This is a genomic window from Streptomyces sp. NPDC004435 (assembly GCF_042873895.1).
Lineage (GTDB): Bacteria > Actinomycetota > Actinomycetes > Streptomycetales > Streptomycetaceae > Streptomyces.
In genome coordinates this window covers 65433-78831 of the sequence record NZ_JBIAMB010000031.1, presented here as the reverse complement: position 1 = coordinate 78831, position 13399 = coordinate 65433, and the positions used below count along the sequence as shown (strand labels likewise).

General features: G+C 73.8%; 13 protein-coding genes. 7 read left to right on the top strand and 6 right to left on the bottom strand.

What is annotated here, in order from left to right:
- Positions 1–239 precede the first annotated feature (239 nt).
- Complete coding sequence (locus ACFYT9_RS37175) at positions 240–1574, top strand: UDP-glucose dehydrogenase family protein (protein ID WP_389171128.1); 1335 nt, start codon at positions 240–242, stop codon at positions 1572–1574.
- Between the two features lie 71 nt (positions 1575–1645).
- Here the strand turns inward: ACFYT9_RS37175 and ACFYT9_RS37170 are convergent, their stop codons facing one another.
- Complete coding sequence (locus ACFYT9_RS37170; protein ID WP_389171125.1) at positions 1646–2569, bottom strand: membrane dipeptidase; 924 nt, start codon at positions 2567–2569, stop codon at positions 1646–1648.
- Between the two features lie 132 nt (positions 2570–2701).
- On the bottom strand, positions 2702–3367 hold the full coding sequence (locus ACFYT9_RS37165) for a tellurium resistance protein (RefSeq protein WP_389171122.1): 666 nt from the start codon (positions 3365–3367) through the stop codon (positions 2702–2704).
- A gap of 162 nt (positions 3368–3529) precedes the next feature.
- Between ACFYT9_RS37165 and ACFYT9_RS37160 the strand changes: the two genes are divergently transcribed.
- The 5 genes from ACFYT9_RS37160 (at position 3530) to ACFYT9_RS37140 (ending at position 8394) form a co-directional block, all read left to right on the top strand.
- Complete coding sequence (locus ACFYT9_RS37160) at positions 3530–4951, top strand: methyl-accepting chemotaxis protein (protein ID WP_389171119.1); 1422 nt, start codon at positions 3530–3532, stop codon at positions 4949–4951.
- Positions 4948–5427 carry a hypothetical protein gene (locus ACFYT9_RS37155; protein ID WP_387279069.1) on the top strand — a complete coding sequence of 160 codons (480 nt, stop codon included), beginning with the start codon at positions 4948–4950 and terminating at the stop codon, positions 5425–5427. The genes ACFYT9_RS37160 and ACFYT9_RS37155 overlap by 4 nt, the downstream gene beginning before the upstream one ends.
- A 36-nt stretch (positions 5428–5463) precedes the next feature.
- Entirely contained in the window at positions 5464–6129 is a 666-nt protein-coding gene (locus ACFYT9_RS37150) for a VWA domain-containing protein (protein WP_376597592.1), read from the top strand.
- Between the two features lie 475 nt (positions 6130–6604).
- Entirely contained in the window at positions 6605–7438 is an 834-nt protein-coding gene (locus tag ACFYT9_RS37145; RefSeq protein ID WP_389171115.1) for a protein phosphatase 2C domain-containing protein, read from the top strand.
- Positions 7435–8394 carry a hypothetical protein gene (locus ACFYT9_RS37140; protein WP_389171112.1) on the top strand — a complete coding sequence of 320 codons (960 nt, stop codon included), beginning with the start codon at positions 7435–7437 and terminating at the stop codon, positions 8392–8394. Before ACFYT9_RS37145 ends, ACFYT9_RS37140 begins: the two co-directional genes overlap by 4 nt.
- Before the next feature lie 7 nt (positions 8395–8401).
- Here the strand turns inward: ACFYT9_RS37140 and ACFYT9_RS37135 are convergent, their stop codons facing one another.
- From ACFYT9_RS37135 to ACFYT9_RS37125, 3 genes are read right to left on the bottom strand one after another with little or no spacing between them, the layout of a single operon-like run.
- Complete coding sequence (locus ACFYT9_RS37135; RefSeq protein ID WP_389171109.1) at positions 8402–9601, bottom strand: dipeptidase; 1200 nt, start codon at positions 9599–9601, stop codon at positions 8402–8404.
- Entirely contained in the window at positions 9598–10095 is a 498-nt protein-coding gene (gene purE / locus ACFYT9_RS37130; protein WP_387279086.1) for a 5-(carboxyamino)imidazole ribonucleotide mutase, read from the bottom strand. Before purE ends, ACFYT9_RS37135 begins: the two co-directional genes overlap by 4 nt.
- Before the next feature lie 31 nt (positions 10096–10126).
- Positions 10127–11266: a 5-(carboxyamino)imidazole ribonucleotide synthase gene (locus tag ACFYT9_RS37125; protein WP_376597584.1), complete on the bottom strand. Its 1140-nt coding sequence runs from the start codon at positions 11264–11266 to the stop codon at positions 10127–10129.
- A 184-nt stretch (positions 11267–11450) separates the two neighbouring features.
- On the opposite strand from ACFYT9_RS37125, the gene ACFYT9_RS37120 reads away from it, so the two are divergent.
- Complete coding sequence (locus tag ACFYT9_RS37120; RefSeq protein WP_376597582.1) at positions 11451–11978, top strand: GtrA family protein; 528 nt, start codon at positions 11451–11453, stop codon at positions 11976–11978.
- 30 nt (positions 11979–12008) lie between these two features.
- On the opposite strand, the gene ACFYT9_RS37115 is transcribed toward ACFYT9_RS37120, so the two are convergent.
- Positions 12009–13277: an ATP-binding protein gene (locus ACFYT9_RS37115; protein WP_376597580.1), complete on the bottom strand. Its 1269-nt coding sequence runs from the start codon at positions 13275–13277 to the stop codon at positions 12009–12011.
- Positions 13278–13399: the final 122 nt, after the last annotated feature.

Below are 13399 nucleotides of genomic sequence, written 5' to 3'. Positions count from 1 at the left end.
ACCGCCGCCGCGAACGGAGCGATCTTCGCCTCCGCCAGCGCACGCACCGACTCCCGGAGCATCTCGTGCTCCTCGGAGGTCCGGTACAGGTCGAATTCAGCCGATCCCGCCACGATCACTCACTCCCACGCTTGCTAACTACCGTTAAGTAACTCAAAGGGTAGGGCGTGAACCGGTGCGCTGTCAGGGCCCGACTATGCTCGGTCAGGCACTTTCGCCCGACGTCCCTGGAGTTCCGCATGGCCCTGAAGATCACCGTGATCGGCACCGGATACCTCGGTGCCACCCACGCCGCGGCCATGGCGGAGATGGGCTTCGAGGTCCTCGGCCTCGACGTCGTACCGGAGAAGATCGAGCTGCTGGCCTCCGGCCGCGTCCCGATGTACGAGCCCGGTCTGGAGGACCTGCTCGCGAAGCACGTCGCCGGGATCGAGGGCTCCACCGGCCGGCTGCGCTTCACCACCTCCTGGGAGGAGGTGGGCGCCTTCGGCGACGTCCACTTCGTCTGCGTGAACACCCCGCAGAAGCACGGCGAGTACGGCTGTGACATGAGCTACGTCGACGCCGCCTTCACCTCCCTCGCCGCCGTCGTGCGCGCGGGCGCGCTGGTCGTCGGCAAGTCGACCGTGCCGGTCGGCTCGGCCGAGCGGCTCGCCGGGGTGCTGCCGGAGGGCGTGGACCTGGCCTGGAACCCCGAGTTCCTGCGCGAGGGCTTCGCCGTCCAGGACACCCTGCACCCGGACCGGATCGTCGTCGGCGTGCCCGGCGGCGACGGCGGTCGGGCCGAGAAGCTGCTCCGCGAGGTGTACGCGCTGCCGGTCGCCGACGGCTCGCCCTTCGTCCTCACCGACTTCCCCACCTCCGAGCTGGTGAAGACGGCCGCGAACTCCTTCCTCGCCACCAAGATCTCCTTCATCAACGCGATGGCCGAGGTCTGCGAGGCGGCCGGCGGCGACGTCGCCAAGCTGGCCGAGGCGATCGGGCACGACGAGCGGATCGGCAACAAGTTCCTGCGGGCCGGCATCGGCTTCGGCGGCGGCTGCCTGCCCAAGGACATCCGGGCCTTCATGGCCCGCGCGGGCGAGCTCGGCGCCGACCAGGCGCTGACCTTCCTCCGCGAGATCGACTCCATCAACATGCGGCGGCGCGGCCAGATGGTCGAGATGGCCCGCGAGACGCTCGGCGGGAACTCCTTCCTGGGCCGCCGGGTCGCCGTCCTCGGCGCCACCTTCAAGCCCGACTCGGACGACGTCCGCGACTCCCCCGCGCTCAACGTGGCCGGCCAGATACACCTCCAGGGCGGCCAGGTGACGGTCTACGACCCCAAGGGCATGGAGAACGCCCGCAAGGTCTTCCCGACCCTCGGCTACGCGGACTCGGCGCTGGAGGCCGTGCGGGGCGCCGACGTGGTGCTGCACCTGACCGAGTGGCGCGAGTTCCGCGAGCTGGACCCGGCGGAGCTGGCCGGGGTCGTCGCCTCCCCGGTCGTCCTCGACGGGCGCAACGCCCTGGACGGCGCGCGCTGGCGGGCGGCCGGCTGGACCTACCGTGCGATGGGCCGCCCGCGCGCCTGACGGCAGCCCGACGTGCGGAAGGGGCACCCCCTCGCAGGGGGTGCCCCTTCTTCGCGCGGTACGGACGAGGGTCAGGCGGCGACGGGCCTGATCCGGTTCGTACGGGACAGGAACTCGCTCTCGCGCAGGGCCCGGGTAGCGTTGCCGTGGGCCAGGCCGACCAGATCCCGGGCCGGCCAGCCGCGCCGCAGCAGCTCAGCGAAGAGCGGGACGTAGCCGGTCGCCGGGGCGGTCAGGCGGGACAGGCCGGTGGAGGCCGGCCCGGCCCCGTCGCGCACCCGGTCGAGGAGGTCGGCGGTGGCGGCGGCGTCGTCCCCGACGGGGACCATGCAGACGGCGCCGTTCTCGCCGAGGAGCCGCAGCACGTCGTCCGGGAGGGCGTCCGGGGCGCACCGGGTGACCAGGGCGGGGGCCCGGGTGACGGCGAGGACCTTGCGGACCGTGTCCTGGTCGGCTCCGGAGAGGTCCACGGCGAGGCCGATGCGGTTCATCTCGCGGACCGCCTCGCGGGCGAAGCGGTCGAAGCGGGTGAGGTTCACCGCCCGGACGCCGAGGGCGTGGTAGGCCCGCAGCGTGGCGGCGGAGCCGCCGAGGGCCGTCCAGCCCACCGGTCCGAGGAGCGCGGCGACCCGCCCGCAGTTGCGGGCGTGGGCCATCTCCGAGGTGGAGTGGGCCAGGCGCAGGTCGTCGGGGCAGGCGGCGACGAGCGCGCGGATCGTGTCGAGCCTGCGCAGGGTGCCGATGGCACCGTCGTCGGAGTCCACGTGCAGCGACCAGAACTGGGCGCCCGCCTCCGCGGCCCTGGCGGGCGGCAGGTCCTCGGGGTCGAGGAGCGCGGGGAGTTCGGTGTGGCCTTCGAGGACGGGCTGGGCGGCGAGGATCGCCCGGGCGCGGGCGGTCTCGTCGAGCGGCTGGGGTGGTGGCTCCGGGGGTTCCAGCGCACCGACGGCGCCGGAGGCGGCAGAGAAGGGGGGATGGTCGTCTAGATCTGCCATGGCACTACTCACACTTCTGAACTCGGTGATGCAGTACTACCCCGCCAAGGGGGCGGGGCAGTACCGTCCACCGTGCCAGCGGCACCCGGCCGGGGGCCCGCCGGAGTGCGCCGTTCGGGTGAGGGGCCGTGATCAGTCCTTGGTGGCCCAGACCCACTCGATGCCGAAGCCGTAGGCCCGGTCGATCAGCTGCTGGTTGCTCTCCCACTGCGTGGCGGTGAACCAGCGGACCTCGCGGCGCACGTCCATGCCGCCGGTCCCGGCCGTGATCTGTGCGATCGCGCAGGCCGTCGCCCCCGCCGGGGCGTCGTCGAGGAGGATGCGCAGGGCGCCCGACGAGGCGGTGACCGTGACCGTCGCGCCGAGACTGCGGAAGTCGACCGCGCCCTCGTAGACGAAGGTGTAGACGACGATCCGGCGGATCTTCGCCCGGTGCTCCAGGTTCGTCCGCACCGTCTCGCCGTCCGAGGAGGCCCCGGTCCTGTCGTCCTGGTCGAGGAGCGTGTACGGGGGTGCGTCGAGGGCGCCGAAGGAGTTGCCGAGCGCCTGGACGACATGGGTGGATCCGTCGGTGAGCTCGACCAGGCAGCCGAGGTCGAGGTCGGCGCCGGACGCGGCGGACCAGTTCAGGTTGGCCTGGAGGACGCCCCGGCCGGAGACGAGGCCGAGGGGGGTCGCCTTGGTCAGCAGGGCCTCGCGCCCGGTGCGCTCCGCAGCCGGCGGGAGGGTCGGCCGAGGGCTCTCGCCCGGCGCCTTGGGCTTCAACCGGATGACCCCGCGCTGCCTGTCTGATGCCACGTCAATTCCCCCTGGCCGCATAGCTTCAGCGACCCACACTGTAACCGCGAGTGGGCTACGATCTGCTGCGAACCGGGGGATGGCAGGCGTGACGGGTGCGCTGGGGAGCGCACGGCGCCGAGTACGGCACCCCCTCTTTCTCGTCGCGCCGTGGGGGTGGGCATGACCGTCGGTTTCTCGACGGATCGTCTGAAAGTGGCCCGGGACATCGAGGAGTTGAGCCAGGAGGCCCGACTCGCTCCGCGTGCGGCCGAGTTGACCGAGCTGTGCCGGGCGCTGCGGGCCGCCGACGCCGATTCCCGGCCGCTCGACCCGTGGACCGACCTCGACCTGGTGGCCGCGTACGCCCGTCCGGAGAGCGTCGACGCCGGGCCGCCGCAGCGCGACCACCCCGCCTGGAGCTGGCTGGAGACGGCGCTCGGCGGCCTCGTCTTCGTCCCGCTCGCACTGACCTGGTACGGGCTCACCCAGGCGTCGAGCGCGTACGGGGCGCTGACCGGGGCGAATCCCAGGGCCGCCACCCGGCCGTTCCTCCAGCTGTGGCAGTCCGGCTTCGAAGGGCACCTGACCGGCTTCTTCACCTTCGGGCACGTCGCCGGGACCGCCACCGGCGCGATCGTCCTGCTGCTCGTCCTCGCGGTGGTGCACGGCTGGCGCCGGGGCCGGGCGGACCGGCTGGAGCGGGCCGCCGAACAGCGGACGGAGGCGCTGATCCGGCGCATGGTGCCGGTGCTGACCCGGGCGCAGCTCTGCCTCAACGCCCACCGTCACTCCTCCCCCGTCCGGTTCGCGGAGGAGCTGACGAAGTCCGCCGGGGTCCTGGGCAAGCTCGGCGACCGGGCCGCCAAGACCCAGGGACTGCTCGCGCAGGCCGCCACCAGCGTCGGCGACTCCCTCGACCGGGCCCAGGAGCGGCTGGCCGGCGTGGAGGGCGCCGTGAAGCCGCTGGAGTCGGCCGCCGCGCGCATCGAGACGGCGGTGAGCGGCGGCGGGGTCATGGTGCGCCAGGCCCTGGAGGACGTGCGGGGGACGAACGGCGAGGTCAGGGACGTCCTGGAGAAGGCCGGCACCCGGGTCGAGGACTCCGTCATGACGCTCGCGGCGGCGCAGCGCTCGTTCACCACCGGGATCGAGGTCTCCGGCGACCTGTCCGGGCAGGTGCTCGGACGGCTCACCGATGTCGTCGAGGGAGCCGCGCGGGACCGCGCGGACGCCCAGGCCCTGCTCGGCCGGCTGGCCGACCAGGCGGACGCGCTGACGCGGGTGGCGGAGCAGCTGGGACGGGCCTCCGACACGCTGGCGGCGGCGCTGGCCGGCGACGCGGGCGGAAGCGGGGGCGGCGGCCGGGAGCGCGGACGCCGGGACGGGAGCCGGGACCGAGGGCTGAGCCTTGGCAAGAGCGGGGACGCGGACCACGGGGGCCGCTCCGGCGGCCGGGCCGGGAGCCCGGGCCTCGGGCAGGAACCGGCCGACGGCTCCGGCGCCGGCGTGCCGCCCGCCCGGGAGGCCGGGCCGGGGGCGCCGCCCGCGCTGCCGCCGGCCGCGCCGGGCCGCGAGGGCCGGGACGGGGCCGGGCCGCGGTGAGGGCGCCGCGCTTCAACCCCCTGCACCTGGCCGGCTGGCTCTTCGCGGACATGCTCCTGGTCCTCGCGCTCGTGGCGATGGGCGACCGGGGCGACCCGCTGGCCGCGGAGGCCCGCCCCGGCGCCTCGGCGAGCCCGAAGCCGGGCGCGAGCAAGCCGGCGAAGCCCAAGGGGCCGCGCGCCGTGGTCCGTACCCCGGTGAAGGTGTCGATCGCGGCGGCCCCGGGCGACCGGACCGCCATGCGGAACCGGCTGCGCGAGGTGACCGCGAAGTACGCGGGCCGCCAGGCGGCGTTCGTCCTCACCTTCGGCCGGCACCCCGACCCGGGCGCCGGCGGCACCTACGCGAGCGAGGTCAACTCACAGCTGGCGAAGGCCCGTCCGGACATGTTCAAGGGCACCACGACCCGGGACTTCTGGAAGGGCGGGGCCTCGGGCGGGCGCGCCGACATCGAGATCTACTTCTACACCTACTGAGGGGCGCGCGACCGCCCCACCGGAGGGAACCGAACCATGCAGATTCTTCCGTTCTACCTGCTGTGCGACGAGTCGGGCTCGATGACCGGCGACAGCGTCGACGCGCTCAACACGGCGCTGGTGGAGCTCCACACCGAGATCAGCACCAACCCGACGGTCGCCGACAAGACCCGGTTCAGCCTCATCGGCTTCTCCACCGACGCGCAGGTGCTCCAGCCGCTGGCCGACCTCAGCGACATCGACGAGGTGCCGGCGCTCTCGGCGGGCGGCCTCACCTCCTTCGGCAACGCCTTCCGCACGCTGCTGCGCTGCATCGAGACGGACGTGGCCGCGCTGAAGGCGGAGGGGCACGAGGTCTACCGGCCGGTCGCCTTCTTCATGTCCGACGGCATCCCGACGGACGACGACTGGCCGCAGGCGTACAAGGAGCTGACCGAGTCCCGCTTCTGCCCGAAGATCATCGCCTTCGGCGTCGGTGACGCCGAGGAGTCCACCATCGCGCAGGTGGCGAACTTCCGGGCCTTCATCCAGCAGGACCAGAACGTCTCCCCGGCCGCCGCGCTGCGCGAGTTCGCCTCCAGCCTGACCCGCTCGATCGTCCGGTCCGCCACCACCATCGCCTCCGACGGCAACTCGGACTTCTCGCTCGTCGTCGAGGAGACCGTGCCCGGCTTCGCGACCGTGTCGCTCGACAAGCTCTGAGGACGCCGAGATGGAGCACATGAGCCGGCCGGAGCCCCCGGCCGCCGGGGAGCCCCCGCGCCCCTGGGAGCCCCCGGCCCGCGGACACCTGGACAGGACCGCGCCGCCCGAGGCGTCGCCCTCCCCTGCGGCACCCCCGGCGGAGCCCGTCCAGGTGGAGCCCGTCCAGGTGGAGCCCGTACCGGAGGTGCCCGCACCGGTGGAGCCCGTTCAGGCTGAGCCCGTACCGGTGGAGCCCGTACCGGTGGAAGCCGTACCGGTGGAGGTCCGGCCCCCGGCCACCCCGCCGCCGCCCGCACCGGCGGCCCCCGCCGCTGCTCCCGCCGCTCCTCCCGCGCCCCCCGCTCCCCCGGTCCCGTCCCTCCCGCCCGCCCCCGCCGGACCCCCCGCGCCCGCCGTTGCGGTGCTCGGGTCGCCCGCTCACGCCGGACGGCGGGCGCCCAGCTATCCGCCGGTGCCGCAGGGGCGGCCCCGGATGACGGACGACACGCTCGCCGCGGCCGTCGTGCCGGACATCGTCCTCGACGGGGCGGCCCACGGGGCGCTGACCCTGCGGGCGGCCTCGGTGCGCGGGGACTCCCACCGGTACCTCGGCGAGGCCCGGCAGGACTCGGTGATGACCGCCCACCTCGGCGAGAAGGGCTCCGGTGAGCTGCTGGCGGTGGCCGTCGCGGACGGCGTCGGCTCGCAGCCGCTCTCGCACCTCGGGTCGCAGCACGCCTGTCAGCGTGCCCTGCAGGTGCTCGGCGTCCGCGCCCAGGAGGTGTTCGAGACGCTGGCCGCCGGGCGCGAGGACCTCTTCGCCGATCTGGCCCGGCAGACCGCCGCCCACGTCGGCGACCACCTGGTCGAGCGGGCGGGTCCGAGGGGGCTCGCTCCCGTCACGTACTCCACCACCCTCCGGGTGCTGGTCGTACCGCTCGACCCGGCCGTCCGCACCCGGGGTGTCTTCACCGTCGGGGACGGCGGTACCGCCCTGCTCCGCGACGGATCGTGGGACCTGGCGCCCGGCGAGGGCGGCCAGGAGAAGGACGAGGGCCGGGTGATCGACACCCGGACCGCCGCGCTGCCCATGTCCCGCAGCGTCTCGGCCCGGCTGCTCGACACCCTGCCGGGGGACGTCCTGGTGGTCTCCACCGACGGCTTCTCCTCGCCGCTGGCCGGGGAGCCGGAGATGCGGGCGTTCCTCACCGGCGCGTGGGGCGGCGGCGCGCCCGAACCGGCCGACTTCCTCTGGCAGTTCCAGTACCGGGTGAAGTCGTACGACGACGACCGCACCGCGGCCGTGCTGTGGGAGGGACGGCCGTGACGGCGGACGACGGCGCCGACGTCGAGCAGTCGTCGCTGCCGCTCGCGGGGAAGCTCACGGCGGGCGGCCAGGGCGAGGTGCACGTGGTCGGCGGACCCGGGGACCTGCTTTTCAAGCGGTACCTGGAGCCGCACAAGGCGGACGGCTCGGCGCTCGCCGCGCTCGTCGCCCTGCGGACCGGGCTCGCCGCGGAGGAGCGGCGGCGGCTCGACCGGGAGGCGGCCTGGCCGCTGTGCCGGGTGACGGACGGGGGCCGGGTCGTCGGCTTCCTGATGCGCCGGGCGCCCGACACGATGACGTGGCCGACGGCCAGGGGCGACCGGCGGCTCACCGAGCTCCAGTTCCTCCTGCGGGCGCCGAAGGCGGCCACCAGGACGCTGCGGCAGCCCACGCCGGAGGAGCGGCTGGCGCTGGCCGTGGTGCTGGTGGAGCTGGTGGACCGGCTGCACGTGATGGGGCTGGTGGTCGGCGACCTGTCGCAGGCGAACGTGCTGTGGTCGCTCGACCCGGAGCCCGCCCTCCATCTGATCGACTGCGACGGCATCCGGATCACCGGTCACCAGCCGGTCCTCGCGCAGGCCGACACCCCGGACTGGCACGACCCCCAGGCCCCGCCCGGGACGGTGAGCGTCGACAGCGACCGCTACAAGGCGGCCCTCATGCTCGGCCGGGTCCTCGCGCAGGACCCGTACGTGTCGCCGGGGCGGCCGCTGGCCGTGCTGCCGGGGGTGCTGGACGAGCGGCGCCTCGACGCCGTGCGGCGGCTGTGGGAGCTGGCCGACGGGCCGTACGGCTCCCGGCCCGGCCTCGGGGAGTGGCGTACCGCGCTGTCCGGGCGGGCGACGATCAGGCTCCAGGCCCGCAGTCCGCGGCCCCGGCCCGTGGTGGACCGGTCGCGGTTCGACGCGGGGCCGGAGCGCGACCGGGGCACCATCCGCTTTCGCGGCAGCTCCTGACGGCAGCTCAGGCGGGGGCGTCGAGCTGGGTGATCGTCGCGTGGGACGCGGGGGTGCGGGCCGTCAGGTCGCGGGAGACGGCCTCCGCGTCACCGAGCACGCGGAGCGCGTTCGACCAGGTCAGCTTGGTCAGGTCGGCGCGGGACCAGCCGCGGTGCAGGAGCTCCGCGATCAGGTTGGGGTAGCCGGCGACGTCGTCGAGGCCGGCCGGGGTGAAGGCGGTGCCGTCGTAGTCGCCGCCGATGCCGACGTGGTCGATGCCGGCGACCTCGCGCATGTGGTCGAGGTGGTCGGCGACCGTGGCGGCGGTGGCGATCGGGCGGGGGTGCTCCGCCGCGAAGGCGGCGTGGATCGCCTTGGCCGCGGGGGTGGTGTCGAGGTGGTGCAGGCCGTGGGCGCGCAGGTTGGCGTCGGCGCGCAGGGTCCACTCGACGGCCTCGGGGAGGATGAACTTCGGCACGAAGGTCGCCATCGCCACGCCGCCGTTGGCAGGCAGGCGCTCCAGGACGTCGTCCGGGACGTTCCTCGGGTGGTCGCAGACCGCCCGGGAGGAGGAGTGCGAGAAGACCACCGGCGCCGTGCTGGTGTCGAGGGCGTCGCGCATGGTGGTGGCGGCGACGTGCGAGAGGTCGACGAGCATGCCGCAGCGGTTCATCTCGCGGACGACGGCGCGGCCGAAGGCGGTGAGGCCGCCGTGCCGGGGCTCGTCGGTGGCGGAGTCGGCCCAGTCGTTGTTCTCGTTGTGCGTGAGGGTCATGTACCGCACGCCGAGGGTGGCGAAGGCGCGCAGGGTCGCGAGGGAGTTGTCGATGGAGTGGCCGCCCTCGGCTCCCTTGAGGGAGGCGATCCGGCCCTCCTCGCGGGCCTTGACGACGTCGTCGGCGGTCCGGGCGGGCGCCAGGTCGGCCGCGTACCGCTCGACCAGCCGGTCGACGGCGTCGATCTGCTCCAGGGTGGCGCTGACCGCGTGGTCGCCGGTGAACCTGCCGGGCACGTAGACGGACCAGAACTGGGCGCCGACCCCGCCGGCGCGGAGCCGGGCGAGGTCGGTGTGGAGGGAGGCCGAGCGGTCGCCCGCGATGTCGAGCGCGTCGAGGTCGTAGCCGCACTGTTCGCGCAGCGCCCACGGGAGGTCGTTGTGCCCGTCGACGACGGGGGCCTCCGCGAGGAGGGCGCGTGCCTCGGCGAGCCGCTCGGCCGCGCTCACCGGGCGAACCCGAAGGAGTCCGTGCCCTCGACCTTGGCGCGCAGCCGCTTGCCCTTCTCGGTGGCCTGCGCGTTGAGGTCCTGGAGGAACTCCTCCATGCGGGTCTGGAGCGCGGGGTCGGAGGCGGCGAGGATCCGGACGGCGAGCAGGCCCGCGTTGCGCGCGCCGGCGACGGAGACCGTGGCGACCGGGATGCCGGCCGGCATCTGCACGATGGAGAGCAGCGAGTCCATGCCGTCCAGGTACTTCAGCGGCACCGGGACGCCGACGACGGGGAGCGGGGTGACGGAGGCGAGCATGCCCGGGAGGTGGGCGGCGCCGCCGGCGCCCGCGATGATCGCCTTCAGGCCGCGGCCGGCCGCCTGCTCGCCGTACGCGATCATCTCGCGCGGCATCCGGTGGGCGGAGACGACGTCGACCTCGTACGGGATCTCGAACTCGTCGAGCGCCTGGGCGGCGGCCTCCATGACGGGCCAGTCCGAGTCGGAGCCCATCACGATGCCGATGAGCGGGTTGCTCGCCTCGTTACTCAACGATCGTCCCTCGCAGGTAGTCGGCGGCGTGACGGGCGCGCTCCAGCACCTCGTCCAGGTCGTCGCCGTAGGTGTTGACGTGACCGACCTTACGCCCGGGCTTCACGTCCTTGCCGTACATGTGGATCTTGAGCTGCGGGTCCCGGGCCATGCAGTGGAGGTAGCCCTGGTACATGTCCGGGTAGTCGCCGCCGAGGACGTTGCACATCACGGTCCACGGCGCGCGCGGGCGGGGGTCGCCGAGCGGCAGGTCGAGGACGGCGCGGACGTGGTTGGCGAACTGGCTGGTGATCGCGCCGTCCATGGTCCAGTGGCCGGAGTTGTGCGGGCGCATCGCCAGCTCGTTGACGAGGATCCGCCCGTCGGTGGTCTGGAAGAGCTCCACCGCGAGGTGGCCGACGACACCGAGCTCCTTGGCGATCCGCAGGGCCAGCTCCTGGGCCTGTCCGGCCAGCTCCTCGTCGAGGTCGGGGGCGGGCGCGATGACGGTGTCGCAGACGCCGTCGACCTGGCGGGACTCGACCACCGGGTACGCGACGGCCTGGCCGTGCGGGGAGCGGACGATGTTCGCCGCGAGCTCGCGGACGAAGTCGACCTTCTCCTCGGCGAGCACGGGCACGCCGGCGAGGAAGGGGTCGCGGGCGTCGTCGGCGGTGCGGACGAACCAGACGCCCTTGCCGTCGTAGCCGCCGCGCACGGTCTTGAGGATGATCGGGAAGCCGCCGGCCTCCTCCGCGAAGGCGACCGCGTCGGCCGGGTCGGCCACGATGCGGTGCCGGGGGCTGGGCGCGCCGATCCGGTCGAGCCTCGCCCGCATCACCCCCTTGTCCTGCGCGTGCACGAGCGCGTCGGGGCCGGGGCGGACGGGGATGCCGTCGGCCTCCAGGGCCCGCAGGTGCTCGGTGGGCACGTGCTCGTGGTCGAAGGTGATCACGTCGCAGCCGCGGGCGAACGCGCGGAGCGTGTCCAGGTCGCGGTAGTCGCCGATGACGACCTCGCCGGCCACCTGCGCCGCCGAGTCCTGCGGGGTGTCGCTGAGGATCTTGAACTTGATGCCGAGGGGGATGCCCGCCTCGTGGGTCATACGGGCGAGCTGACCGCCGCCGACCATGCCTACTACCGGGAACGTCACTCTCTTAGGGTATCCGCACCATCCGTGAACACGTTTCCGGCTGTGGATTGACACAAGGCGTGACGGGGCAGTGATGGGTTTTCCACAGCTTTCCCGCCTACCCGGGCGGGTGACAGGGGAGGCTGGTTAGCATGAGTGGGTTGACGTCACCCGGACGTCACCCGACGGACGGACCGGCCCCACCATGAGCGAACCCGGCGCGCTGCGCATGCGACTCGCCCTCCTCGCCCGCGAGGTCGCCAAGTTCGGGGTGGTCGGCGGACTCGGCGTCCTGGTCAACCTGGCCGTGTTCAACCTGGTCCGGCACACCACGGAGCTTCCGGTGGTGCGGGCCAGCCTGATCGCGACGATCGTGGCCATCGCCTTCAACTACGTGGGGTTCCGCTACTTCACGTACCGCGACCGCGACAAGTCGGGCCGGACCAAGGAGATGTCGCTCTTCCTGCTGTTCAGCCTGGTCGGGCTGGTCATCGAGAACGGCATCCTCTACGCGGCGACCTACGGCCTCGGCTGGAACTCGTCGCTGGCCAGCAACTTCTTCAAGTTCTTCGGCATCGGCGTGGGGACCCTGTTCCGCTTCTGGTCGTACCGCACGTGGGTCTTCCGGGCGCTGCCGGCGAAGGAGGCCGTGCAGACGGCGGAATCCTTCCTGGAGGAGGCCGAGCCGGTGGCGCCGCGACAGGCCCGCCGCCGCCAGCCGGACCACGTCTGACCTGCCCCTTTCCCTCGCCCGTGGCTCTGCTCAGCGCACGGGGCGCTCCCTCTCCTCGGAGACCCTGCGGGCCTCCCGGCTGAGGAAGAGCGCGAAGACCGGCGGCTGCTGCTGGAGGAGTTCCAGGCGGCCGCCGTCCGCCTCGGCGAGGTCCCGGGCGACCGCGAGGCCGATGCCGGTGGAGCTGCGGCCGCTGACCGCCCGCTCGAAGATCCGCGCGCCGAGGTCGGCGGGGACGCCGGGGCCCTCGTCGGTGATCTCGATCACCGACTGGTTGCCGATGACGCGGGTCCGCAGGGCGACGGTGCCGCCGCCGTGCATGAGCGAGTTCTCGATGAGCGCGGCGAGGACCTGGGCGACCGCGCCCGGGGTGCCGATGGCCCGCATGCCCTGCTTGCCGGAGTGGACGATGGCGCGGCCCGCGCTGCGGTAGGCGGGGCGCCACTCCTCGATCTGCTGCTTGACGACCTCGTCGATGTCGAAGGCGACGGCGGAGCCGGAGCGGGGGTCACGGGAGTTGGTGAGCAGCCGCTCGACGACGTCGGTGAGCCGCTCGACCTGGGTGAGCGCGATCGTCGCCTCCTCCTTGACCGTGTCCAGGTCGTCGGCGAGCGCGACCTCCTCCAGGCGCATGGAGAGCGCGGTGAGGGGTGTGCGGAGCTGGTGGGAGGCGTCGGCGGCGAGCCGGCGCTCGGCGGTGAGCATGCGGGCGATCCGCTCGGCGGAGGCGTCGAGCACGTCGGCGACCCGGTCCAGCTCGGGGACCCCGTACCGCTTGTGCCGGGGCCGGGGGTCGCCCGAGCCGAGCCGTTCGGCGGTCTCGGCGAGGTCGGTGAGGGGGGAGGCGAGCCGGTTCGCCTGGCGGACGGCGAGGAGGACGGCCGCGATGACGGCGAGGCCGGCGACGGCGACGATGATCAGGGCGGTGCTGCCGACCTCGGAGGTGATCGCGGAGCGGGGCTCCTCCACGATCACCGTCTCCCCGCGCTCGCCCTCGGCCTCGCCCCGGATGACGCTGCCGGCGGGGCGGGTGCCGATCTCGATGGCGGGCCGGCCGGGGATGGCGATCAGCGCGTACCGCTTGGCGCCGCTCTGTTCGGCCAGGATGTCCGGATTGACCGGCTCGCCGCCGATCAGCCGGCTGTCGACGATCGACGCGATCCGCAGGGCCTCGGCCTCCACGCTCTCCTGGGCGCTGTTGGTGATCGTCCGGGTCTCCACGAGGACGAGGGAGACGCCGAAGACGGCGATGACGACGAGGACCACGGCGAGGGTGGAGGTGATGAGACGGCGGCGCACGTGCTCTCCCGGGCGGGGGTACGGGGGTGGGGGGCGGGCCCTCTGCCGCGCGGCGGCCCCGGGTCGGGGTGCGGGGGTGGGGGCGGATCCTCTGCCGCGCGGCGGCCCCGGTTGGGGGCGCG